Origin of the sequence: Winogradskyella sp. KYW1333 (assembly GCF_003335675.1) — a bacterium.
GTDB lineage: Bacteria > Bacteroidota > Bacteroidia > Flavobacteriales > Flavobacteriaceae > Winogradskyella.
Genome location: NZ_QPHL01000017.1, coordinates 557,358 through 582,772, shown reverse-complemented (window position 1 = coordinate 582,772; position 25,415 = coordinate 557,358). Strand labels below are relative to the sequence as shown.

Annotated in this window: 18 protein-coding genes; 15 read left to right on the top strand and 3 right to left on the bottom strand. The window is 34.0% G+C overall.

Annotated elements, in window-relative coordinates; genetic code table 11:
* The first annotated feature begins 4 nt into the window (after positions 1 to 4).
* The 11 genes from ilvA (at position 5) to argH (ending at position 12,116) form a co-directional block, all read left to right on the top strand.
* Positions 5 to 1,273: a threonine ammonia-lyase gene (gene ilvA / locus DUZ96_RS12390; RefSeq protein ID WP_114302244.1), complete on the top strand. Its 1,269-nt coding sequence runs from the start codon at positions 5 to 7 to the stop codon at positions 1,271 to 1,273.
* 67 nt (positions 1,274 to 1,340) lie between these two features.
* Positions 1,341 to 2,933 (top strand): NADP-dependent glyceraldehyde-3-phosphate dehydrogenase, encoded by a 1,593-nt coding sequence (locus DUZ96_RS12385; protein WP_114302243.1) that lies wholly within the window; start codon positions 1,341 to 1,343, stop codon positions 2,931 to 2,933.
* 426 nt (positions 2,934 to 3,359) lie between these two features.
* Positions 3,360 to 3,983, top strand: coding sequence for a GNAT family N-acetyltransferase (locus tag DUZ96_RS12380; RefSeq protein WP_114302242.1), 624 nt, complete (start codon positions 3,360 to 3,362; stop codon positions 3,981 to 3,983).
* Positions 3,980 to 5,164 (top strand): argininosuccinate synthase, encoded by a 1,185-nt coding sequence (locus DUZ96_RS12375; RefSeq protein WP_114302241.1) that lies wholly within the window; start codon positions 3,980 to 3,982, stop codon positions 5,162 to 5,164. Before DUZ96_RS12380 ends, DUZ96_RS12375 begins: the two co-directional genes overlap by 4 nt.
* A complete protein-coding gene (argC, locus tag DUZ96_RS12370) occupies positions 5,161 to 6,138 on the top strand; it encodes an N-acetyl-gamma-glutamyl-phosphate reductase (RefSeq protein ID WP_114302240.1) in 978 nt (325 codons plus the stop codon). Before DUZ96_RS12375 ends, argC begins: the two co-directional genes overlap by 4 nt.
* An 11-nt stretch (positions 6,139 to 6,149) precedes the next feature.
* The gene (gene proC, locus DUZ96_RS12365; protein WP_114302239.1) at positions 6,150 to 6,950 is read left to right on the top strand and encodes a pyrroline-5-carboxylate reductase; all 801 of its coding nucleotides are present in this window, start codon (positions 6,150 to 6,152) and stop codon (positions 6,948 to 6,950) included.
* Entirely contained in the window at positions 6,947 to 8,074 is a 1,128-nt protein-coding gene (locus DUZ96_RS12360) for an aspartate aminotransferase family protein (RefSeq protein WP_114302238.1), read from the top strand. Before proC ends, DUZ96_RS12360 begins: the two co-directional genes overlap by 4 nt.
* Position 8,075: 1 nt before the next feature.
* Positions 8,076 to 9,011 carry an N-acetylornithine carbamoyltransferase gene (locus tag DUZ96_RS12355; RefSeq protein ID WP_114302237.1) on the top strand — a complete coding sequence of 312 codons (936 nt, stop codon included), beginning with the start codon at positions 8,076 to 8,078 and terminating at the stop codon, positions 9,009 to 9,011.
* Positions 9,011 to 9,787, top strand: a complete 777-nt coding sequence (gene argB / locus DUZ96_RS12350; protein WP_181855283.1) for an acetylglutamate kinase — start codon at positions 9,011 to 9,013, stop codon at positions 9,785 to 9,787. The genes DUZ96_RS12355 and argB overlap by 1 nt, the downstream gene beginning before the upstream one ends.
* Positions 9,784 to 10,845, top strand: coding sequence for a M20 family metallo-hydrolase (locus tag DUZ96_RS12345; RefSeq protein ID WP_114302235.1), 1,062 nt, complete (start codon positions 9,784 to 9,786; stop codon positions 10,843 to 10,845). The genes argB and DUZ96_RS12345 overlap by 4 nt, the downstream gene beginning before the upstream one ends.
* Complete coding sequence (gene argH / locus DUZ96_RS12340; RefSeq protein WP_114302234.1) at positions 10,842 to 12,116, top strand: argininosuccinate lyase; 1,275 nt, start codon at positions 10,842 to 10,844, stop codon at positions 12,114 to 12,116. The genes DUZ96_RS12345 and argH overlap by 4 nt, the downstream gene beginning before the upstream one ends.
* Before the next feature lie 109 nt (positions 12,117 to 12,225).
* Here argH and DUZ96_RS12335 read toward each other — a convergent pair whose 3' ends face one another.
* Both DUZ96_RS12335 and gltB read right to left on the bottom strand, forming a co-directional pair.
* Entirely contained in the window at positions 12,226 to 13,692 is a 1,467-nt protein-coding gene (locus tag DUZ96_RS12335; protein ID WP_114302233.1) for a glutamate synthase subunit beta, read from the bottom strand.
* A 4-nt stretch (positions 13,693 to 13,696) separates the two neighbouring features.
* Positions 13,697 to 18,196: a glutamate synthase large subunit gene (gene gltB / locus DUZ96_RS12330; RefSeq protein WP_114302232.1), complete on the bottom strand. Its 4,500-nt coding sequence runs from the start codon at positions 18,194 to 18,196 to the stop codon at positions 13,697 to 13,699.
* Between the two features lie 441 nt (positions 18,197 to 18,637).
* Between gltB and DUZ96_RS12325 the strand changes: the two genes are divergently transcribed.
* From DUZ96_RS12325 to DUZ96_RS12310, 4 genes are all read left to right on the top strand, one after another.
* Positions 18,638 to 19,639, top strand: coding sequence for an outer membrane beta-barrel protein (locus DUZ96_RS12325; RefSeq protein WP_114302361.1), 1,002 nt, complete (start codon positions 18,638 to 18,640; stop codon positions 19,637 to 19,639).
* A gap of 91 nt (positions 19,640 to 19,730) precedes the next feature.
* Complete coding sequence (locus DUZ96_RS12320; protein WP_409010771.1) at positions 19,731 to 20,984, top strand: ammonium transporter; 1,254 nt, start codon at positions 19,731 to 19,733, stop codon at positions 20,982 to 20,984.
* A gap of 98 nt (positions 20,985 to 21,082) precedes the next feature.
* A complete protein-coding gene (locus DUZ96_RS12315) occupies positions 21,083 to 21,421 on the top strand; it encodes a P-II family nitrogen regulator (protein WP_114302230.1) in 339 nt (112 codons plus the stop codon).
* A gap of 5 nt (positions 21,422 to 21,426) precedes the next feature.
* Positions 21,427 to 22,659, top strand: a complete 1,233-nt coding sequence (locus tag DUZ96_RS12310) for an ammonium transporter (protein ID WP_114302229.1) — start codon at positions 21,427 to 21,429, stop codon at positions 22,657 to 22,659.
* A 164-nt stretch (positions 22,660 to 22,823) separates the two neighbouring features.
* Here DUZ96_RS12310 and DUZ96_RS12305 read toward each other — a convergent pair whose 3' ends face one another.
* Positions 22,824 to 25,412, bottom strand: a complete 2,589-nt coding sequence (locus tag DUZ96_RS12305) for a phosphoenolpyruvate carboxylase (protein WP_114302228.1) — start codon at positions 25,410 to 25,412, stop codon at positions 22,824 to 22,826.
* Positions 25,413 to 25,415 lie beyond the last annotated feature (3 nt).

Genomic DNA, 25,415 nt, shown 5'->3' with positions numbered 1-25,415 from the left:
TTGGATGAAACAAACCGACACAACATATAAACCCTCTTTAGAGGCTGTTGAAACAGCTGCTGAAAAACTACATGGTATTGCCAATGTAACTCCTCTAATGAAGAATGCAAGATATTCTAAGCATTTTGATGCTAATATCTATTTCAAGAGAGAAGATCTACAAGAAGTACGTTCATATAAAATCAGAGGTGCTTATAATAAAATTTCATCCTTGAGTAGTACTCAAATAGAAAATGAAATTGTTTGTGCCAGCGCTGGAAATCATGCTCAAGGCGTAGCGCTTTCATGTAAACTATTAAAAATAAAAGGCACAATTTTTATGCCTGCTCCAACACCTAACCAGAAAATTCAGCAGGTAAAAATGTTTGGTGAAGACTATATAAATGTGGTTTTAATTGGTGATACATTTGATGATGCCTATAACGCTGCAATTGAAGAATGTGAAAAATTGAATAAGACCTTTATTCATCCCTTCAACGATGAAAAGGTAATTGAAGGACAAGCCACGGTTGGTTTGGAGATAATAGATCAATTTAAATCACACCCAATCGATTATGTGTTGGTACCTATTGGTGGTGGTGGATTATCAGCTGGTTTATCTTCAGTATTTGCAGTGTTGTCGCCACAGACCAAAATTATTGGTGTTGAACCAAAGGGTGCTCCATCGATGCTAACATCAATAAAAAATAATAGAAATACAGAATTAAAATCAATTGAAAACTTTGTTGATGGAGCAGCTGTTAAACGAGTCGGTGATTTGAATTTTACTATCTGCAAAGAAACATTGCATGATGTTATAACGGTAGACGAAGGAAAAATTTGTCAAACCATATTAGATCTTTATAACAAAGATGCAATTGTTGTTGAACCAGCAGGTGCATTAAGCCTTTCAGGTTTAGAGCAATACAAGGAGTATATCAAAGGCAAAAATGTGGTTTGTATAATTAGTGGTAGTAACAATGATATTACAAGAACAGCAGAAATAAAGGAACGCGCCTTATTATATGCTAATCTTAAACACTATTTCATAATTAAATTCCCTCAGCGATCTGGAGCTTTACGCGAATTTGTTGCTGAAATTCTAGGACCAACAGATGATATTACTCATTTTGAATATACCAAAAAGACCAATCGTGAAAATGGCGCAGCTGTAGTTGGTTTGCAATTAAAATCTCCAGAGGATTTAAAACCATTGATTACAAAAATGAAGCTATATAATTTTTATGGAGACTATCTAAATGACAAACCTGACTTATTTCAATTTTTGGTGTAACTTAACATTTGATTAACCTATTGTATTTGAGCTTTATCGTAACTTCAACATTTTTAAATAAACTGTTATGACATCTTCTTTCATCGAAATTCCAGAAAAGTTTAGAATAAATAAATTAATTCATCAGACTACTTATCTTTTAAATGGAGAATTAGTAGAATGGGGAGGTGATACCTCCAATATTTACTCTACCATTTCTTCAACTGGAGACTATCAACCAACACTTTTAGGCAGTATTCCTGTATTAACTGAAAAAGAAGCGCTAATGGCATTGGATGCAGCTTCAGATGCTTATGGTAAAGGTAAAGGACTGTGGCCCACGATGAAGGTTGCCGACAGAATTTCATGTATGGAAAAATTTGTTCGGCAAATGAAGACTAAACGTAAGGAAGTGGTGAAATTACTTATGTGGGAAATTGGTAAAAATCTGCCTGATTCTGAAAAAGAATTTGATAGAACAGTTGAATATATTTATGATACTATTGAAGATTACAAACAGATGGATCGCAATAGTGCAAAGTTTCAAAAGCAAGGTGGCGTTCATGCACATATAAGAAGAGGTCCTCTTGGTGTAGTGCTTTGTTTAGGCCCTTATAATTATCCTTTAAATGAAACTTTTGCTTTACTCATTCCAGCATTAATGATGGGTAATACAGCAATTTTTAAGCCTGCAAAATATGGTGTGCTATTGTTAACACCTCTTATTGAGGCATTCCAAAATAGTTTTCCTAAAGGTGTAGTAAATATACTTTTTGGTAGAGGTCGCACTGTAGCAACACCAATAATGAAGGATGGTCGCGTTGATGTTTTAGCCTTAATTGGCCATAGTAATTCAGCTAATGCTTTACAAGATGTGCACCCCAAAAGCAATAGGTTAAGAATGGTATTGGGATTGGAGGCCAATAATCCCGCGATTATTTTACCAGATGCAGATCTCGGACTAGCTATTCAAGAGTGTATTAATGGAACGACATCATTTAATGGCCAGCGTTGTACAGCATTGAAAGTACTTTATGTTCATAAAGATATTGTTGATGAATTCAATAAGCGTTTTTCTGAAAAAATTGATAATTTAAAGTTTGGCAATCCCTGGGATGAAGGAGCTCAACTCACACCTCTTCCCGAGCCAAATAAACCTGCATACATTCAAGAATTAATTGATGATGCTATTGACAATGGTGCTCAAATAATTAATAACAAGGGGGGAGAAACAACAGAAAACTACATCTTCCCTGCTATTATGTACCCATCTAACAACGGAATGCGTGTTTGTCAAGAGGAACAGTTTGGACCAATAATTCCAATAATTCCTTTTAATGATATTGAGGAGCCATTGGACGACATGGCATCCTCAAACTATGGGCAACAAGTAAGCTTATTTGGAAAAGAGACCAAAACTCTCGCGCCATTAATAGACACCTTAGTTAATCTCGTTTGTCGTGTCAATTTAAACAGTTCTTGCCAAAGAGGACCAGATGTGTATCCTTTTACCGGTAGAAAAGATTCTGCTGTCGCAACCTTAAGTGTTCGTGATGCACTTAGATCATTTTCAATTAGAACATTTGTTGCATCTAAAGACAATGAATACAACAATGAAATACTTAAAGAGCTATTAGACTCAAAAGCATCAAACTTTGTGAGTACAGATTATATTCTTTAATCTATAGGTTATAATATGATTTTAACAATATTTATTATGAATAATTTACAAATTCATAATTTTAATTAAAATGTTTCTTTTAAGTATTGTCTTTAAAAATATAATATGTAGTTTAGTACTATGATTGTACAGTTCAATTTCAATAGAGACCGCATCCCCTTTAGGACTACTACTGCATTCCGCTGTCGCTAATATTCTGTTTAGCAACTCAATCCTCTATTAATAAATTATTTTTTATTGTGCACAATTCAAGTTTTACATATCAATCATTAATCACAATCATCTCGAAAGTTAACCATTTGTTGATTCGCCGTATTTTATCACGTCGCCCGTAAGGGTATGCATTCATTCTTGGAACTAAGGTGAGTCCGGTTTCGTTTTCAAAACAATAATTACAATAAATTCTTTAATTCAAATTCAATTACAATGCAAATTGTTATTGCAAACAAATCACATAGTATTTACGCAGAAATCATCTGTGAAACAATTGCTGAAGCTGCAAAGGTTAGAGGAACTGGTATTGCAAAGAGAAAACCTGAATACATTATCAAAAAAATTATTAACAGCAATGCTGTTATAGCATTAGATGACGAAAAATTTGCAGGATTCTGTTATATAGAATCCTGGGGGCATGGAAAATTTGTTGCAAACTCAGGCTTAATTGTACATCCAGATTACAGAAAAATAGGGCTGGCAAAAAAAATAAAAAAGGTAGTATTTCAACATTCAAGGAATAAATTCCCAGATTCAAAAGTATTTAGCATAACAACAGGTCTCGCGGTTATGAAAATGAATAGTGAACTTGGATATAAACCAGTTACTTTTTCAGAGCTTACAGATGATCAAAGTTTTTGGGATGGTTGTCAAACATGTAAAAACTACGACGTTTTACAACGTACCGAACAAAAAATGTGTCTATGTACTGGAATGCTATATGATCCAGCAAAAGAATTAAACGAAAAAGAACAAAAACATAATTACGATAAAAAAGTATGGACAAGATTAAAAAACATAAAACAGACCATCCTTTTAAAAAAAGATAAAAAATGAAAAAGTTAGTCATAGCATTTAGTGGTGGATTAGATACATCTTATTGCGCACTTAGTTTAAGTAAAGCTGGTTATGAAGTTCATGCAGTTTCAGTAAATACTGGTGGATTTACAGATGAAGAAATCAAGGAGATTGAATCTAATGCCTATAAAATGGGCGTTTCTACTTATACGAATATTGATGCCATTAAAACTTACTACAACAAGGTCATTAAATATTTAATTTTTGGCAATGTACTAAAGAATAATACGTATCCATTATCAGTTAGTGCAGAACGAATTATACAAGCCATCGAAATAATTGAATATGCTAAAAATATAGGTGCAGAATTCATTGCACACGGTAGTACAGGTGCTGGTAACGACCAAGTAAGATTTGATATGATCTTTCAAACCCTTGCTCCAAATATCAAAATCATAACGCCAATTAGAGACCAACAACTATCAAGACAAGAGGAAATTAAATATCTCATTGAAAATGGTATTGATATATCGTGGGAAAAGGCAAAATACTCTGTGAATAAGGGTCTCTGGGGTACTAGTGTTGGAGGTGCTGAAACTTTAACTTCAGAGCACCAATTACCAGATTCGGCCTATCCATCTCAACTTAAAAAGGAAGGTAAGGAAGAAGTAATATTAACTTTTGATAAAGGTGAATTAATCGCAATAAATGGAAATCAAAATGACTCTGAAAAAAATATTGAAATCCTAAATGATATTGCATCATCATACGCTATTGGGAGAGATATCCATGTAGGAGACACCATAGTTGGCATAAAAGGAAGAGTAGGTTTTGAAGCCTCTGCGGCTTTGATAATCATAAAGGCACATCATTTACTCGAGAAGCACACTCTTACAAAATGGCAGTTACAGCATAAAGATTATATATCTAATTTTTATGGAATGCACCTACACGAAGGGCAATATTTAGATCCTGTTATGAGAGATATGGAGGCAATGCTTCAGAGTAGTCAGAAAATGGTCTCTGGAGAGGTTAGCGCAACCTTAAAGCCATACCATTTTAGTTTGAATGGTATAAGATCAAAACATGACTTAATGAATACTAAATTTGGAAGTTATGGAGAAGAAAATAGCGGTTGGACAGCGGACGAAGCAAAAGGTTTTATAAAAATCAACGCAAATGCCAACAAAATTTATCAATTAACAAACTTGGAGTTATGATTAAAGCAGGTATTATAGGAGGAGCTGGTTACACAGCTGGAGAATTGATAAGGTTATTAATAAACCACAAGGAGGTAAAAATCGATTTTATCTATAGCACTTCCAACACTGGTAATTCTGTGTACCAAGTCCATCAAGATCTTGTTGGTTCTACAGAACTAAAATTTTCATCTGTAATTAATCTGGAAATTAATGTTTTGTTCTTGTGTTTGGGACATGGTAACTCCAAAGAGTTCTTATCAAAAACTGAATTCTCAAAACATACAAAAATTATTGATCTGAGTAATGATTTTAGACTTGAAAAAGACGAAGTTTTTCAAGGACAAACATTTGTATATGGATTACCAGAATTAAAAAAAGAGACCATAAAAAGCGCAACTAATATTGCTAATCCAGGCTGTTTTGCAACGGCAATTCAATTGGGACTTCTTCCATTAGCAAATTCAGGTTTATTACAATCAGACCTGCATGTTAATGCTGTTACTGGAGCTACTGGTGCTGGAACATCGTTATCAGCAACAACACATTTTACATGGAGAGACAATAATTTCTCATACTATAAACCTTTTACTCATCAGCACCTAGGTGAAATCAATCAAAACATAAAAAAGTTACAAAACAACTTTAAATCTGAAGTTTTATTTATGCCAAATAGAGGTAATTTTTCAAGGGGTATATATGCAACTTTATATACTGATTATACCGGAAGTATAGAGGAGGCATATAATCTTTACGAGTCATATTATGAAAGGGCACCATTCACGGTTATTTCTAACTCACCAATACATCTTAAACAAGTAGTAAACACTAATAAATGCATCATTCACTTGCATAAACACAACAATACGATCCTAATAAGTAGTGTGATAGACAATTTGCTTAAAGGTGCTTCTGGTCAGGCCATTCAAAATATGAATTTGATGTTTGGTTTTGACGAATCCGAAGGATTAAAACTAAAAGCTAATTATTTCTAAAGTTAAGAATTATGAAAATCGCAATAATAGGAACAGGAAATTTAGGTAAGTCCATAGCAAACGGACTTATTATCAATAATGCAATAACAACATTATACTTAACCAAAAGAAATTTAGACGAATTAAGTGAATTTAACGGTTACAAAAATGTAAGCCTGTCTTCGGACAATATTGAAGCTGTAAAGAATTCAGATATCTTGATTCTTGCAGTACAACCTGCACATTTAGAAAATATATTAGTTTCAATTAAGCCATTTTTAAATGAAAATCATGTAATTATTTCTACCATTACAGGATTTAGCATTTCCAAAATTGAAAATATAATTGGCGAGGACAATTTTATAATTAGAGCAATGCCAAATACAGCTATTGCCGTTGGTAAATCAATGACCTGTCTTTGCAGCAATGCAAAAGGAGAAAACCGTATTAAGGTTGCAATCTCTATATTTAATAGGCTTGGAAATTCAATTGTAATTCCAGAAGGTCAAATGCAAGCCGCAACAGTTGTATGTGCAAGCGGAATTGCTTTTTGGATGCGATTAATACGTGCCACTACCCAAGCAGCAATTCAATTAGGATTTGACGCTAAAGAAGCACAAGAATTAGCAATGTATACATCCGAAGGTGCTGCAAACTTGCTAATCACAAATGGGAATCACCCTGAAGAAGAGATAGACAAAGTTACAACTCCAATGGGTTGCACTATCGAAGGGTTAAATGAAATGGAACATAAAGGGTTAAGTTCTTCATTAATACAAGGAATGGTGGCTTCATTTAAGAAAATAAATACCATCAAAAAAGAACAAATATGAGTTTATTCGATGTATATCCATTGTACGACGTAACACCTATAAAGGCAAATGATGTTTTTGTTTATGGTGATGATGGTAAAAAGTATCTTGATTTATATGGAGGCCACGCCGTAATATCCATAGGTCATTCACACCCACAATATGTGAATTCAATCAAAAATCAAATTGAAAAAATTGGATTTTACAGCAATTCAGTGCAAAATCCATTACAAAATAAACTGTCTGAGAAACTAAATGAAATTTCAGGCTGTAAAGATTATCAATTATTCTTGTGTAATTCTGGTGCCGAAGCTAATGAGAATGCAATTAAACTAGCTTCTTTTCACAATAAGAAATCAAGATTACTAGCATTTAATAACTCATTTCACGGAAGAACGTCTGCTGCGGTTGCAGCAACTGATAACAAGAAAATAGTTGCGCCGGTAAATGCACAGCAACGTGTGGACTTTGTTGCACTTGATGAACTTGAAAAAGTTGAAGATATTTTAAAGGAAAATGAAACATGTGCAGTAATCATTGAATGTATCCAAGGTGTAGGTGGATTAGAACAGAGTTCAACAGATTTTTACCAAGGACTAGAAAAGCTATGTAAAAAATATAATACCTTGCTCATTGCAGACGAGGTACAGTCTGGTTTTGGAAGAACAGGTGATTTTTTTGCCTTTCAAGCACACAATATCCAACCAGATATTATATCTATAGCAAAGGGAATGGGTAACGGTTTTCCCGTAGGTGGTATTCTTATTCATCCAAAGATCGAAGCTTCTTATGGTTTATTAGGTACAACCTTTGGTGGTAATCATCTCGCATGTAGCGCAACATTGGCTGTTTTAGAGATACTTGAGAAAGAAAACCTAATGACAAATGCCTTAATAATTTCAAAACACCTTCAAAATGCAGTCATTAGTATACCTGAAGTAAAGAATGTAAAAGGGAGAGGATTAATGTTAGGGCTAGAATTTGATTTTCCAATTTCCGACTTAAGAAAAACACTTATTTATAAGCATCACATTTTTACTGGAAGTTCTAAAAACCCAAACCTTCTTAGAATATTACCTCCTTTGACCATAAAAAAAGAACATATAGACAGTTTAATTAATGCTTTGCAGAAAGAATTTAATTAATATGAAACACTATACACACATAAAAGACTTATCTGATCTAAAAACTACGATTAAGGATGCTATTTTATTGAAAATGGATCCATTCAAAAATCAAGACATTGGTAAAAATAAAACATTGATGATGTTGTTTTTCAATTCAAGTCTAAGAACAAGATTGAGTACCGAGAAAGCAGCTAAGAACCTTGGCATGTCAGTTATGACCTTAGATATAAACAATGTTTGGAAATTAGAATTTGAAGACGGCTCGGTGATGAATATGAATTCAACAGAACACATCAAGGAAGCAGCTCATGTTATTTCGCAATATGCAGATATAATTGCCATTAGAGCATTTCCAACTTTGACCGATAAAAATAAGGATGAATCAGAATTGATTTTGAAAAGTTTTATAAAATATGCAACCGTACCAATTATTAGTATGGAAAGTGCTACAGGCCATCCTCTTCAATCGCTAACTGATGCCATAACAATTTCAGAATTTACGGAAAAAAGAAAACCTAGAGTTGTTTTAACCTGGGCACCACATCCTAAAGCACTTCCACAAGCCGTAGCTAATTCATTTATTGAAACAATGCAATTAATGGATGTAGATTTTACAATTACTCACCCAAAGGGATACGAATTAAATCCTGAAACAGTAAAAGACTCAAATGTTACTTATAACCAAAATGAAGCATTAAAAGATGCAGATTTTGTTTATGCAAAAAACTGGAGCAGTTACACTAATTATGGTCAAATTCTAAATCAGGACACCAATTGGAAAATTACCAAAGAAAAGTTAGGCCAAGCAAAATTTATGCATTGCCTACCGGTTAGAAGAAACGTTGTGGTTGACGACGATGTATTGGATAGTGATCAATCTATTGTTATTCAACAAGCAAATAATAGAACATTTGCAGCACAAATTGTATTAAAAAATATCTTAGAGCAATTATAATGAAATCTCTTAAAGTCATAAAAATAGGTGGTAACATTATTGATGACCAAAAAAGTCTAGATGATTTCTTGGAGACTTTTACAAAAATTGAAGACCCAAAAATATTAGTACATGGTGGTGGGAAAATTGCCTCCGAAATGGCAAGAAGTTTAGATATTCCTGTAAAAATGTTTGAAGGTCGCAGAATTACAGATGAAGCCACTTTAGATATTATAACAATGGTCTTTGCTGGTAAAATAAATAAATCCATTGTCGCTAAGCTACAATCAACTAACTGCAATGCACTAGGTCTTACTGGTGCAGATGGCAATACAATCGAAGCTGACAAAAGACCTGTGTTAAAAATTGATTATGGTTATGTAGGTGATGTAAAAAAGGTGAATTTTGAGATAATTGAAACTCTAATAAGCAATTACGTCACTCCCGTATTTTGTGCAATAACACATAACAAGGAAGGGCAATTACTTAACACAAATGCAGATACAATTGCAACGGAAATTGCAATGGCTTTTGCCGATAGTTATAATGTGGAACTTTATTATTGTTTCGAAAAAAATGGTGCTTTAAAAGATATCAATGATGAAGATTCGGTAATTGAACAAATAGATACTATTTCATTCAAAAAGCTAGTATCCGAAGGTATAATTACTGATGGTATGCTACCAAAAATAAGTAATTGCATTAATGCCGTAAACCATAATATTGATAAGGTTTGCATAGGTAAACACGACAAATTATTTACAAACAAAAAAGGATATACAACCATTGTAAAATGATAAAGAAATTAATCCAAGACGCTAAAGAATTATTAAAAGACCTCATTGAAACTCCTTCATTCTCCTCTGAAGAAAAGGATACAGCGATTTTACTTGAAAAGTGGTTTAAAAACTACGATATTGCTTATAAGAGAACCAAAAACAATGTTTGGGCAACAAATAAATATTTTGATGAATCAAAACCAAACTTATTGCTTAATTCTCACCATGATACAGTAAAACCAAATAAAGGCTATACTAAAGATCCATTTAAAGCAATTGTAGAAGATGGTAAATTATTTGGTCTCGGAAGTAATGATGCAGGAGGATGCCTTGTTTCACTTTTAGCGTGTTTTACATACTTCTATTCTAAAAAGAACCTAAATTATAATATCATAATAGTGGCCTCTGCAGAAGAAGAAAGTAGTGGCCCAGATGGTTTAAATAGTATGTTATCTATTATTCCAGAAATTGATGTAGCCATTGTTGGTGAGCCTACCCAAATGCACTTGGCTATTGCAGAAAAGGGCCTTGTGGTTTTTGATGCTAAAGTAAAAGGTACACCGAGCCATGCAGCCCATCCAAATAAAAATAATGCAATTTATAATACAATTGACGTTTTAAATTGGTTTAAAGATTTTCAATTTGAAAGAAAATCACCAGTTCTAGGAAATGTGAAAATGACCGTTACCCAGATTAATGCTGGTCAACAACACAATGCAGTACCTTCGGAAGTTGATCTTGTAATAGATGTTAGAGTAAACGACAAATATAGCAATGAAGAAATCGCTAAAATTTTAAAGAAAAAATCACCTTGTGACAGTATTGAAGCAAGAAGTCTTAGATTAAACTCTTCATCTATACCCTTGAATCACGAATTAGTTAAAGCCGGAATTGAATTGGGTCGAGAAACCTATGGTTCACCAACATTATCGGACCAAGCAACCTTAAGTTGCCCATCTTTAAAACTTGGGCCTGGTGATAGTACAAGATCCCATACAGCAGATGAATTCATTTATTTAGAAGAAATTGAGGAAGGTGTTAAAATATATATAGGATTACTAAAACGAGTATTATGAAACTTTGGGATAAAGGATTTTCAATAGATAAAAAAATAGAAAACTTTACAGTTGGCAAGGACAGAATTATAGATCTGCACATTGCAAAATATGATATACAAGCCTCAATAGCCCATGCTATAATGCTAAATTCTATTGGTATTGTAAATGATTATGAATTAACTGCGTTGACAAATGAACTAAACAAGCTTTATCAAGACGCAGAAAAAGGTCAATTAATAATTGAAGAATCCTTTGAGGATATCCATTCTAAAATTGAGCACGAGCTCACTAAAAACTTAGGTGAAACAGGCAAAAAAATACATACTGCGAGATCTAGAAATGATCAAGTTTTAGTCGCTTTACAGTTATATTACAAAGACAGCCTGAATATCATTAATCAAAAAGTAAAATCTCTTTTTGATACATTAATTGTTTTAGCAGAAACTCATAAGTCTAAGTTATTACCTGGTTATACTCATTTACAAGTTGCAATGCCATCATCTTTCGGTTTATGGTTTTCAGCATATGCTGAGTTATTAATCGATGATGTTTATTTGCTTAATTCAGTAAAGAATATTGTAGACCAAAATCCTTTGGGTTCAGCAGCAGGCTATGGTAGCTCCTTTCCTATTGATAGAACTATTACTACAGATAAACTCCAATTTAAAACATTGAAGTATAATGTTGTGGCTGCTCAATTAAGCAGGGGTAAAAGTGAACGCTGTATGGCGAGTGCCCTTGGTAGCTTAAGTAATACACTTGGAAGATTTGCTATGGATGTTTGTTTATACATGAGCCAAAATTTCAATTTCATTAGTTTTCCAGATGAATTAACTACAGGAAGTAGTATTATGCCACATAAAAAGAATCCTGATGTGTTTGAACTTATTAGAGGGAAGTGTAATAAAATTCAAGCATTACATACCGAAATGTTGCTAATTACAAACAACTTACCAAGTGGTTATCACAGAGATTTTCAGCTACTTAAGGAAAATATGATCGATGCCATTGAAAGTATAAAAGATATATTGGATATTTTCAATTATTCTATAGCACAAGTCATTGTAAAAGACATAAACCTTAACGATGATAAATACAAATACCTATTTACTGTTGACAGCATAAACAATTTGGTAGTGGATGGAATGAGTTTTAGAGATGCCTACAAACAAATTGGAGATGAAGTACAATCTGGAAATTACAAACCAGATTTAGGTAAGGAACACTCCCATATCGGAAGTATACATAATTTGTGTTTAGAAGACATCAAAGCTAAATTTCCAAGTTAAAAAAAAGCATCTATCTCCAGATGCTTTTTGAACTCTACTAGTTATTTAATAGCCCTAACCCTAATAATTCTCTATCAGTTTGTTCTTTGTATTACTAATATAAGAATAATTACACTCTAGGTAAATCGCTATTATCCTTAAGTGGCAAATGCGACTCTCCCATTAAATATTTATCAATATGGTACGCCGCTTGCCTACCTTCCGAAATAGCCCAAACTATTAAAGACTGTCCTCTCCTCATATCTCCAGCAACGAATATTCCAGGTACATTAGTGGCATAATCCATTGTTGTAGCTTTAATATTTGTTCTAAAGTCCATATCTAACCCAAACTGATCAGCCAATGTTTTCTCCGCACCAGTAAATCCTAATGCTAATAGTGCTAAATCACATTCCCATTCCTTTTCAGTGCCTGGTAATTCTTTTAATTGAGGACGCTCACCTTCTTTAAAAATCCATTCTACCTCCACTGTTTTCAGTGCTTTTAAATTTCCATTTTCATCAGCAACAAATGCTTTTGTTGATACACTAAAAAAGCGTTCAACTCCTTCCTGATGTGAAGAGGAGGTTTTTAATCTCATTGGCCAATATGGCCAAGGTTGATGAGCAGGTCTACCCTCTGTTGGTTTGCTTAAAATCTCAAAATTGGTCACTTTATTCGCACCATGTCTGTTTGAAGTTCCTATGCAATCTGATCCAGTATCTCCACCTCCAATAACAATAACATTTTTATCCTTGGCAGAAATAACATCTTCAAAATCCCTCAAACCATCAACAAATTCATTATTCTTTTTCAAAAAATCCATGGCTTGTACAACACCGTTTAAATCTGCACCAGGAATTGGAATACTTCTTCTAACCGTTGCACCACCACATAGAATAATGGCATCAAATTCTTCTTTCAATTTATCTGCCTTAACATTCTCACCAACATATGCGTTTGTTTTAAAGACAATACCTTCTTCCTCAAGGACTTTGAGACGTCTATCAATAACATACTTCTCCATTTTAAAATCTGGAATTCCATATCTTAAAAGACCACCAATTCTAGCATCTCGCTCAAAAACCGTAACAGTATGACCAGCTCTATTTAATTGTTGTGCTGCCGCCAAACCAGCAGGACCAGATCCAATTACAGCAACTGATTTTCCTGTTCTTTTTTCTGGTGGATTTGCAACAATCCAACCTTCCTCAAAAGCAGTTTCAACAATATTCTTTTCGATATTCTCGATAGTCACAGGATCTTCATTTATGCCAAGTACACAAGCCTCTTCACAAGGAGCCGGACAAAGTCTTCCTGTAAATTCTGGAAAATTATTAGTCTTATGAAGTATTTCTGCTGCCTCTTTCCATTTACCTTTATAAACCTTGTCGTTAAAATCTGGTATAAGATTTCCCAATGGACAACCACTATGACAAAAAGGTATACCACAATCCATGCAACGCGCACCTTGATCCTTAAGCTTGTTTTCTTCTAAGGGAACTGTAAACTCTTTATAATTTTTAATTCGTTTTTTTGGTTCAATGTAACTTTCGTTCTGACGTTCAAACTCTAAAAATCCTGTTATCTTTCCCATCTTCTTACGCTAATTTTAATTGTTCTTCCTCTAATCTCAATAGTGCTTGCCTATACTCTTCTGGTAAGACTTTTTTAAACTTTAGCACATAGCTTTCCCATTCAGTTAAAATTTGTTTTGCCAACGGGCTACTTGTGGCTACAAAGTGATGTTCAATTAATACTTTTAACTGATTCTCATCCTCTTGTGAGGATATTGGATCTATATTTAAATCTGCACTATTACATTTTTTAATAAATGAATTATCATTGTCTAAAATATATGCAATTCCTCCACTCATACCTGCTCCAAAATTTCTACCTACATCTCCTAAAATCACAGCAATACCTCCTGTCATATACTCACAACCATGGTCTCCAATCCCTTCTACAACGGCGGAAGCGCCAGAATTTCTCACACAAAAACGCTCACCAGCTTTACCATTTATATAAACCTCACCAGAAGTAGCTCCATATAATGTAACATTACCAGTAATTATATTTTCTTGTGGCACAATGGTACATCCCTCAGGAACCTTTATGGTTAGTTTACCACCCGAAAGTCCTTTACCCAAATAATCATTTGTATTGCCGTGAACCGTCATACTTACACCCTTGGTTGTAAAAGCTCCAAAACTTTGGCCAGCTGAACCTTCAAAATCAATATTAATGGTATCATCAGGTAATCCTTGAGCTCCATAAATTTTTGAAATTTCATTACTCACAATTGCTCCAACAGCTCTATCGATATTAGTTATTGGTAATTTTAGATGTGTTCGTTGTCTTCTGAACAATGCCTGATGAGCTTTTTTAATAATTTGAAAGTCTAAATGCGTTTCTAGATTATGATCTTGCTGATTTGTGTTGTAAAGTTTAACATCCTCAGAAACCTCTACTCTATGAAGAATTGGAGTTAAATCTATACCAGATGCCTTATAATGTTCTATCGCTTTATTTCGATTTAATTTTTGAACCTGACCTACCATTTCATTGACGGTTCTAAATCCGAGCTTAGCCATAATTTCTCTCAACTCTTGAGCCACGAAATACATATAATTCACAACATGCTCGGGTCTTCCTTTGAACTTTTTACGCAATTCTGGATTTTGAGTCGCTATACCAACTGGGCAGGTATTTAAATGACAAACACGCATCATAATGCAACCCGAAGCGACTAATGGAGCCGTGGCAAATCCGAATTCTTCAGCTCCTAATAGACATGCAATAGCAACATCTCGACCAGTCTTCAATTGCCCATCGCATTCTAAAACAATTCTGTTTCTTAAATCATTCATTACCAAGGTTTGTTGCGCTTCTGCAATACCAAGTTCCCATGGTAAGCCTGCATGTCTTAATGACGTTAAAGGAGATGCTCCTGTACCACCATCAAATCCTGAAATTAAAACAACATCTGCTTTGGCTTTTGCAACACCTGCCGCAACAGTACCTACACCAACCTCTGAAACTAACTTTACATTAATTCTCGCCTCACGATTGGCTGATTTAACATCATAAATCAATTGTGATAAATCTTCAATTGAATAAATATCGTGATGTGGTGGTGGAGAAATTAATCCTACATACGGTGTAGAATTTCTTGTTTTGGCAATTTCAGGATTCACCTTAGGACCAGGTAACTGACCTCCTTCTCCAGGTTTTGCTCCTTGGGCTATTTTTATTTGAATCTCATTAGCGTTTGTCAAATAATTTGAAGTAACACCAAAACGTCCTGATGCAACCTGCTTTATTGCAGAATTACGCCAATCGCCTTGAGAACTCTTATAAAAACGTTCTTGATCTTCACCACCCTCACCAGAATTAGATTTCCCACCAATTCTATTCATTGCTACCGCTAAATTCTCATGAGCCTCTTTACTAATTGAACCATAAGACATTGCTCCTGTCTTGAAACGCTTTACAATTTCAGTCCATGACTCTACCTCTTCTAGAGGTATTGGATCGAATTTATCAAACTCAAACAAACCTCTTATTGTCATTAAACTCTTAGATTGGTTATTAACTAACTCAGAGTATTCCTTATAAGTTGATGCTTTATTAGTTCTAACAGATTCTTGTAATTTGGCAATAGTTAATGGATTGAACATATGTTTTTCTTGTCCACGTCTCCATCTATAATCTCCACCAACTTCTATATCTAAATTGGTTTGGTTTGGCCTAAATGCCTTACGATGACGTTTAACAATTTCTTGCTCAATTTCCCTTAAACCAATACCTTGAATACGTGTTGGTGTGTTTGGAAAATATTTATCAACTGTAGCTGTATTGATCCCTATACATTCAAAAAGTTGAGAAGCTCTGTACGAATTTAATGTTGAAATACCAATCTTATTCATCACCTTTAAAATACCCTTCCCAATGGCCTTATTGTAATTTTTTATTGCCGTTAGATATTCTAAATCTGTAACATCTTTAATGTTGATTTGTTTCTGTACTATTTCGTTAACTATGTATGGATTTACAGCACTTGCGCCAAACCCAAATAACAGGGCAAAATGATGAACTTCACGAGGTTCAGCAGATTCAATTATTAAACTAACCTGAGAACGTTTTTTTAACTTGTGCAAAGCATGGTTTACATATGAACATGCCAATAAGGCTGGAATTGGAGCATGGTTTTCATCGACATATCTATCTGAAAGGATTATAATATTTATGCCTTCATCAATGGCTTTTGATGCTTGATTCACAAGTTTTTCTAAAGCAACTTCTAATTCGTTTAATCCTCGATTAACTTCATATAACATTGAAATAGTTTCAACCTTGAAATCTGGATTAGAATCGTAATTTCTAATTTTATCTAAATCGTGTTTTGAAATAACAGGGTTTTGAATTTTTAGCTTTTTACAATGCTCATCATTTATGTCAAAAATATTAACGTCTCTTCCAAGTGTTAAACTTATATCTGTTATTAATTCTTCTCTAATACCATCCAATGGTGGATTAGTAACCTGTGCAAACAGTTGCTTAAAATAATTATATACCAATTGTGGTCGCTCTGATAAAACAGCAATAGGCGTATCACTACCCATTGAGCCAATAGGTTCCTTGCCCAATTGTGCCATTGGCCTGATAATAGTGTTTAAGTCCTCTTGAGTATACCCAAAAATTACTTCGCGTTTTTTAAGATCAATTTCATCATAAAGGATTGGCCCTTTTTTAGCGGAGAGGTCTCTTAAATGCACTAAATTTTTATCCAACCACTCTCGGTATGGATATTTATTGGCAATTTTCTCTTTAATTTCTTCATCATTAACTATTCGTCCTTCATTCATATCCACCAAGAACATTTTACCAGGTTCTAATCGACCATGAAATTCAACATTCTCTGGTTTTACATCTACAACACCAGTTTCAGAAGACATTATAACATTGCCATTTTTTGTAACGGTATATCGAGAAGGCCTTAATCCATTTCTATCTAAGACAGCACCAATATAATTACCATCTGTAAATGGTATGGAAGCAGGACCATCCCATGGCTCCATTAAACAGGAATTGTATTCATAAAAAGCTTTCTTAGCATCAGACATCTCAGGGTTTTTTTCCCATGCCTCTGGCACTAACATCATCATGGCCTCAGGTAAAGAACGTCCTGTCATTAGAAGTAATTCAACAACCATATCTAATGTTGCAGAATCAGATTTACCTTTTAAAACAGTTGGTATAATTTTCTTAATGTCATCACCAAATGCATCGCTTTTAATGATTTCTTCTCGTGAAAACATTCTAGAAACATTTCCTCTTAAGGTATTTATCTCACCATTGTGACATATATATCTAAAAGGCTGCGCCAAATCCCATGTTGGGAATGTATTTGTTGAAAAACGCTGGTGCACCAAAGCTAACCTCGTATCTAATGCCGAATTGAATAAATCTAGATAATACTCATTTATATGTTCTGGCTTAAGAAGACCTTTAAATATTATAATTTTTGTAGAGAGACTCGGTAAATAAAAATATTGAGCTTCTGATAATTTTGAATCGTATATGATATGTTCAGAAATTTTCCTTGCTGCAAATAATTTAAGATTAAAGTCCCTATCGGACATTTTTTCATCAGCTTTACCAATGAATATTTGCTTAATTGACGGCTCTGTAGTTTTAGCAATTTCACCAAGTATTTCACTATTAACCGGAACATCTCTCCAGCCAATTAATTCTAGACCCTGTGATTCAATTTCCTTTTCAAAAATATCAATACAATATTGCCTTTGGTTTTCTTTTCTGGGTAGAAAAACATTGGCTACAGCGTATTGACCAGTTTCAGGTAATTCAAACTCACAGAATATCTTAAAAAACTTGTGAGGAATATCTATTAATATACCAGCGCCATCACCTGTTATCCCATCAGAACTTACAGCACCACGATGCTCAAGTTTTACAAGTATTTCTAACGCTTTATGGATTATATCATTTGATCTTTTACCCGTTAAACTACATATAAATCCTGCACCACAATTATCGTGTTCAAATTCCGGTAAATAAAGTCCTTGTTTCTTCAGCATAATTCAAAATTTTAGAGGGTTTTTCACAACAATTCACTCCTCTAATATAGGCGCAGTTGTTCGATAAAAAAAAAAGTGAAAACACTTTTCCCATATCGATAATTGAAGAGATTTTAATTGATAAAATGATAAATTTTTGCCCGTATAATGCTAAATATTCAATCATGATTTTTTAATAAAACACAGCTAAATATTACGAAAACGATTGCGAAAATATTGTTTTATTATTAATTCAATATTAAATGAGAATAAATTTTAGAAATAATTGAAAATCCTAATTATCATTTCAATAAAAAAATCAATAAAAATTAGTTTACCCTTTATTTTTTAGGGGTAAAATATCTTATATTCGTAAAAATTAATTTTGTACCCCTTTTTTTTAGGGGTTATGTTTAAATATTATATAGTTTTGGCTCATCTAACTAATAAAAGATGAATTTTATGAAACGATTATTTACTTTAACATTACTTTTCACGGCATTAATAATTAATGCGCAAGAAACTGAAGAAAAGAAATTTACAATTAGCGGATCAGTTGATGCCTATTTTCAAACATATCTGACAGCATCCGACGACAGCAATCAATCTTTTGGAACTGCTTTTGCAGACCAAACTGGATTTGCATTGGGTATGGCCAATGTAATTTTCAGTTATGAAGGAAAAAAAGTTGGTGCAGTGGTTGATCTGGTCACTGGACCAAGAGGTGCAGGAGCTACATTCAATTCCGATATAATTGATGGTATTGTTAATCAAGCCTATGTATATTGGAATGTATCTGAAAATACTACTTTAACTTTTGGTAGATGGAATACATTTTTAGGATATGAGGTTATAGCGCCAGCAGCAAACTTTAATTACAGTTGTTCATATTTATTTTCTAACGGCCCATTTTCGCACATGGGTTTAAAGGCTGATTTCACATTGTCAGACGATATAAGCTTAATGTTAGCAATAACTAATCCGTGGGATACGAATAATGTGTCGGCTACAGGAGAATACGGTTTTGGTGCACAATTAGGTTTTTATGGACAATATCTTAATTTATATTATGACAGTGGAAATAATGGAGGTTTAGGATTCGAAATAGACTATACGGGAGGTTTTGATTTATCAGATAGTTTCTTTTTAGGAATTAATGGTGCATATAACGATAATGATGGTTCAGGTTTTTATGGCGCTGCTCTTTATCCACAGTTGGCAACTTCAGATGATTTTTCTATTGGTCTAAGAGGTGAATATTTTGGTTTGCACGGTGACGCAAATCCAGCTGAAGAAAGTGTTCTAGCACTCACTTTAACTGGGAGCTATGTAGTTGATAATTTAATCATTAAACCAGAAATTAGATTAGATTCTTGGAGTGAATCCATGCCATACTTAGATAGTGACGGGGATGCCACTGATAACCTAGCTGCATTTACTTTAGCCGCAATCTATACATTCTAAATACATATTTAGCACCTCCTAATATCTAAAGATTATTAGTAGGTGCTAGATTATCTAACTAAAAAAATTAAAAATTATGTCATTATTAAATATGCCCCTTATAATTCAAGATACTTCAGCTGTTGAAGGTGACATGGGAATGCTATGGATGTTATTATCTGGTATCCTAGTGTTTTTCATGCAAGCAGGATTTACGTTGGTTGAATCTGGTATGACTAGGTCAAAAAATGCAGTGAATATAGCAATGAAAAATGTGCTAGATATATGCGTTGGATCATTGACTTACTGGTTCATAGGTTATTCGTTAATGTATGGTGACACTTCAAATGGATGGTTCTTTTGGAGTGGGTTAATGCAAGGAGAAGGAGCAGACCTGTTCTTTCAAACAATGTTTGCAGCAACTGCGGCTACAATTGTATCAGGAGCAATTGCCGGTAGAACAAAATATACAACATATATTATATTTTCAATTGTTATGACTGCAATTATTTATCCTATTTCTGGTGGATGGCAGTGGCAAGGTTCAGGTTGGTTAACCGAACTAGGATTTATAGATTTTGCTGGATCATCAATTGTACACTCCGTTGGTGGCTGGGCTGCATTGATAGCTGCAATTATGGTAGGCCCAAGAATTGGAAAATTTGTTGATGGCAAAGTGTTACCGATTCCAGGTCATAATCAAATTTTAGCAACATTAGGAGTTTTTATCCTTTGGCTAGGATGGTTTGGATTCAATGGTGGTTCTCAACTAGCTTGGGGAGGAGATGATGCCGTTGGTGCTTCAACAGTGGTCTTAATAACCAATTTGGCTGCAGCAGCTGGAGCCTTAGGAGCGTTAGTTACAACTTGGATATGGTATGGTAAACCAAACTTATCCCAAACACTTAATGGTGCACTTGCTGGTCTTGTAAGTATAACTGCAGGGTGTGGAAATATGACAGACGGTGGTGCCGTTTTAGCAGGTCTTATTGGTGGTGTAATAGTGGTTTTCTCAATTGAGTTTATTGAAAAAAAGCTTAAAGTTGATGATGCTATAGGTGCTGTTTCAGTTCATGGTGTAGTAGGAGCCTGGGGAACATTAGTTATTGGTCTTTGGGGTGTTGATGGTGATACAGGCATTGGTTTACTTAACGGTGGTGGTGCTTCTCAATTAGGTTCTCAAGCCATAGGTGTTTTGGCATATGCGGCTTGGGCAATAGTCCTTTCAGCAATAGTCTTTTTTATACTTAAAAAGACTCTAGGACTACGCGTTACTGAGGAAGAAGAGATTCAAGGACTTGATATTTCTGAACATGGGTCAATTGCTTATCCAGGTAAAAGACAGAGAGAACTTGATAATGAATAAATCTAAACTTTACTAACTATACAAACTTAAAGGTGACTTAACTATATAAGTCATCTTTAAGTGTTTAAATAATTATCTAAATACTAACAAATAACAACATGAAAAAAATCGAAGCAATTATTAGAAAATCCAAGTTTTCTTCGGTAAAAGGAGCATTACACGATGTAGGTGTCAACTTCTTCTCTTATTGGGATGTAACTGGACTTGGAAACGAAAAAGAAGGACACGTTTACCGCGGTATTTCCTACAGCACAAGTGATATTCAAAGACGCTATTTATCAATAGTAGTTAATGATGATTTTGAGGATGTAACCATAAAAGCCATTTTAGAATCTGGTGCAACCGGAGATATAGGTGATGGAAAAATCTTCGTATCAAATATCGAGGAAGTCTATAGAATAAGAACAGGGGAAAAAGGAGGAAATACTTTAAAATAAAAAACATGGAATTATTAACTACAAATAATGTATGGATGATGATCTGTACTGCGCTAGTTTTCTTTATGCATTTAGGTTTTGCATTTCTGGAAATTGGACTGACACGTCAAAAAAATACGATTAACATTTTATTTAAAAATATATTTATAATTACAGTTGGCCTTTTGCTTTATTGTCTTGTTGGATTTAACTTAATGTATCCTGGGGATTTTAATGGGTTTTTAGGATTCGCAGGTTTTGGATTAGATGCACCATTAACAGATGCTGGTGCTCTAGATCTTGCATATAACGAAGGTTATACTTACTGGACTGATTTCTTATTTCAAGGAATGTTTGCCGCAACGGCAGCAACGATTGTTTCTGGAGCTGTTGCAGAACGTATTAAAATTGGTCCGTTTATGATTTTTACCGTGCTATATGTTGGTATTATTTATCCAATTGCCGGATCATGGAAATGGGGTGGTGGATTCTTAGACAGCATGGAGACTCCTTTTTATGATTTTGCAGGTTCAACATTAGTTCACTCAGTAGGTGGATGGGCAGCTGTTGTTGCAGTTTGTTTGCTTGGTGCCAGAATTGGCAAGTTTAAAGATGGAAAGCTTCAAGCAATACCAGGTCATAATATACCACTAGCAACAGCAGGTGTTTTGATTCTTTGGTTAGGCTGGTTTGGATTTAATGGTGGCTCAGTTTTATCAGCTGACCCTGAACTTACATCTTTAACTCTTGTAACAACTTGTTTAGCCGCAGCTGCAGGTGGTGTTGTTTCAGCATTAGTCTCTAGTGCTATGTTTAAAAACTTAGACTTAACTATGTTCTTAAATGGTATTCTAGGTGGTTTAGTTGGTATAACAGCAGGAGCTGATCAAATGAGTCCAACCGATGCCATTTTAATTGGAGCAGTTGCCGGCGCACTTATCGTATTTGCAGTTAGCTTTATTGACAGATTAAAATTAGATGATCCTGTTGGAGCAATTGCAGTACACTTAATATGTGGTATCTGGGGAACATTAGCTGTAGGTCTCTTTGGAAACCTGGCTAGTGGCGCACAATTTTTAAGTCAACTTATAGGTGTAGCTTCATACGCTGCCATTTGTATTGTATCATCTTTCATAATAATATTTATACTTAAGAAAACCGTTGGAATCAGAGTTTCTGAGCGCGAGGAGTTAGAGGGCTTAGACGGTCATGAACATGGTATGGATGCATACCCTGATTTTAGAATGAACGAACATTAAATATAAATTTTAGATTGATTGTTTAGATAATTAGTTGTTAGTTAAAAACCCTCTGAAATGTAATGTTTTTGGGGGTTTTTTAATTCACTATAGTCTTCTAATAAACAACATAAAAGCCTTATAGAAATCTATAAGGCTTTTTAGTTTTTATTGATTTTTATATGTTAAGCAGAATTTCTACTTGCATTAATATTCCCAAACAATGATCTAGTAACCATTTTTTCGAACACCCTTATTTCTTCCGCATTGTTAGACTTATCTTTCTCTAACTCTTGAATTTTCTTAAGGGCATACTGTTGTATGGTCAGCAAAGGTAAGACTATAGATTCTCTAACATCAATTGAAGCTTTAGAAACTGGTTCGTCTTCCATGAGTTCTTTTGAACCAGTAAGTTTTAATATCAAGCGCTTTGAGGTTAAATACTCCTCATAAATAAGATTCCAAAAATCACCATATTCTGGATCTTCAGACATGTATCTAGTTAAGTTGAAAAAGGACTTAGACAAAGACATCATACTATTTGCAATAAGTGCTCTAAAAAATCTAGATTCTTGATACAAGTGTTGTACTTTTTCAAACTCACCCTTCTCTTCATAATGCTTTAATGCTGTACCAACTCCAAAAAATCCAGGAACATTCTGTTTTAATTGACTCCAGGATCCCACGAACGGTATAGCACGTAAATCTGCAAAAACTAAACTGTCAGATTTACCTCTTTTTGAAGGCCTACTGCCAATATTGGTTTTAGCATAGTACTTCAAAGTACTCATTTGTTCAAGGTATGATAAAAATTTCGGGTGCTTTTTAAAATTGATATAGGTATCATAGCTTAGATTCGCCAAGTTATCCATAACCAATTTATCTTCTTTTAGCATCTCTAAATTCTTATCATTCAATCTATTTGAAATACCCGAACTTATCAATTGCTCCATATTATATTGAGAAGAATCAACAGTACCAAAATTAGAACTAATGGTCTGTCCTTGTATTGTAAGCTGAATTTCTTTGTCTTCTATGGTTGGTCCTAAAGATGCATAAAACTGGTGAGTCTTACCTCCTCCTCTTGCTGGTGGACCACCTCTACCATCAAAAAATATCACATCAATATCATATTTTCTTGATAATGCAGTTAATCTCTCTTTTGCTTTAAATATTGCCCAGTTAGCCATTAAATATCCACCATCTTTAGTACCATCACTGAAACCAAGCATAATTGTTTGCTTGTTTCCTCTTTCCTCAAGGTGTTTTCTGTAATTTGGATTTGTATATAACTCCTCCATTACTGCTGGCGAAGCTTCCAAATCCGTAACTGTTTCAAATAATGGAACTAAATCGGCCGTCAGATTGTCTCCAAAGGCAATTATCTTAAGCATTGCAAACAACTGAAGCACATTCATTGTTGTTTGATTATTACTTATGATGTATCTATTACATGCAATTTCACCATTTTTATCTTGTATGGTTTTCATGGCTCTAATTGTCTCAACAATATTAATTGCCATTTCATCCTTAAATTCAATATCATCTGCTATTAAACCTTTTATTTCAGACAGGTGCTTTAATTGTTTATCAAGCGAATAATCATGGAAGTCTTCAGGGAACAATTCAGTTTTATTTTCAATTAATTCCTTTACCAAAGCTCTAAACATGGCATCATGCACACGACTATCTTGTCTTATATCTAAACTTGCAAAATGATATCCAAAAAGAGTAGTTCTATTAATTAGAGTGGTTACTTTATCTACAAATAATGATTGATGTTCGTTTATTAGTACATCTCTAATATCATAAAGCTCTCGCCTAAATTCTATAAGTGAAATTCTAGTAGAATGGTCTTTATGTAATAATGTGTTATGAAGTCTATGATTTAAATCTATAATTCTTTCTCTAATTCCTTTAAAGGTTAGTCGCCTTCTCAAATACTTTACATCTTTAATGTAACTTTTAATTATAGATTCTTTTAATTTTCGCGCTACATTTAGCGTTATTTGAGGTGTCACAAACGGGTTGCCATCTCTATCTCCACCTGGCCAAAAACCAATATTTACAATTGAATTATCAATTTCTTTTTTTTCAAAAATATTTGTTTGAACATAATCATATATATCTCCAAATGAATGATAGAATACATTTTTTAAGTACCAAATAAGATTGACAGCTTCATCATAAGGTGTCGGCTTTTTATCTTTGAAAAAAGGAGTCTTACCCAACTGACCAAGTAAACTTCGAATTTCAGTAAGATTATCAACTTTAATAGCTTCAGCTAAATCTGTAATTATCCCTAAAACGGTGCCAGGATAAAATTGCGTTGGATGTGCTGTTAATACTATTCTAACTTTAAAAGCTTCTAAATACTCTTGCAATAATTCAATTTTATTTTCTGCTTGGGCGTTTTCTTTTAAACTTCTCAATGTCCCAATACCTTCCATATTGTTAACTACAGGAAAGGCCGCATCCTCTACTGCATCAAACAAAACCACTTGTCGTTCTATATATTGAATGAACCTGAACAATAGATTTATCTGACTCTGTGCAGATCTTCTTGCTTGATACTTCTTAAAAAACGTATTAACAATAATGGTAGGATCTTCATGATTGTCAAATCCTTTTTTACATGTTTCATAAAACAATGGCAGTAAAGCCACAGTTTTAGAGAGGGTGTCAAAAGGAAGGGTCATAAATATACTATTGTATATCTGATATTTAGATAAAACGTTTTGGTTAAAACGCTTCAGTTTTGGCTCTGTTGGCATAAT

Excerpts from the sequence above, each read along its gene's own strand:
- DUZ96_RS12385 (WP_114302243.1), top strand. The coding sequence starts at position 1,341 with ATGACATCTTCTTTCATCGAAATTCCAGAAAAGTTTAGAATAAATAAA.
- DUZ96_RS12355 (WP_114302237.1), top strand. The coding sequence starts at position 8,076 with ATGAAACACTATACACACATAAAAGACTTATCTGATCTAAAAACTACG.
- DUZ96_RS12325 (WP_114302361.1), top strand. The coding sequence starts at position 18,638 with ATGAAACGATTATTTACTTTAACATTACTTTTCACGGCATTAATAATT.
- DUZ96_RS12320 (WP_409010771.1), top strand. The coding sequence starts at position 19,731 with ATGCCCCTTATAATTCAAGATACTTCAGCTGTTGAAGGTGACATGGGA.
- argB (WP_181855283.1), top strand. The coding sequence starts at position 9,011 with ATGAAATCTCTTAAAGTCATAAAAATAGGTGGTAACATTATTGATGAC.
- argC (WP_114302240.1), top strand. The coding sequence starts at position 5,161 with ATGATTAAAGCAGGTATTATAGGAGGAGCTGGTTACACAGCTGGAGAA.
- DUZ96_RS12305 (WP_114302228.1), bottom strand. The coding sequence starts at position 25,412 with ATGCCAACAGAGCCAAAACTGAAGCGTTTTAACCAAAACGTTTTATCT.
- ilvA (WP_114302244.1), top strand. The coding sequence starts at position 5 with ATGAAACAAACCGACACAACATATAAACCCTCTTTAGAGGCTGTTGAA.
- DUZ96_RS12315 (WP_114302230.1), top strand. The coding sequence starts at position 21,083 with ATGAAAAAAATCGAAGCAATTATTAGAAAATCCAAGTTTTCTTCGGTA.
- proC (WP_114302239.1), top strand. The coding sequence starts at position 6,150 with ATGAAAATCGCAATAATAGGAACAGGAAATTTAGGTAAGTCCATAGCA.
- DUZ96_RS12360 (WP_114302238.1), top strand. The coding sequence starts at position 6,947 with ATGAGTTTATTCGATGTATATCCATTGTACGACGTAACACCTATAAAG.
- DUZ96_RS12380 (WP_114302242.1), top strand. The coding sequence starts at position 3,360 with ATGCAAATTGTTATTGCAAACAAATCACATAGTATTTACGCAGAAATC.
- argH (WP_114302234.1), top strand. The coding sequence starts at position 10,842 with ATGAAACTTTGGGATAAAGGATTTTCAATAGATAAAAAAATAGAAAAC.
- DUZ96_RS12310 (WP_114302229.1), top strand. The coding sequence starts at position 21,427 with ATGGAATTATTAACTACAAATAATGTATGGATGATGATCTGTACTGCG.
- DUZ96_RS12375 (WP_114302241.1), top strand. The coding sequence starts at position 3,980 with ATGAAAAAGTTAGTCATAGCATTTAGTGGTGGATTAGATACATCTTAT.
- DUZ96_RS12335 (WP_114302233.1), bottom strand. The coding sequence starts at position 13,692 with ATGGGAAAGATAACAGGATTTTTAGAGTTTGAACGTCAGAACGAAAGT.
- gltB (WP_114302232.1), bottom strand. The coding sequence starts at position 18,196 with ATGCTGAAGAAACAAGGACTTTATTTACCGGAATTTGAACACGATAAT.
- DUZ96_RS12345 (WP_114302235.1), top strand. The coding sequence starts at position 9,784 with ATGATAAAGAAATTAATCCAAGACGCTAAAGAATTATTAAAAGACCTC.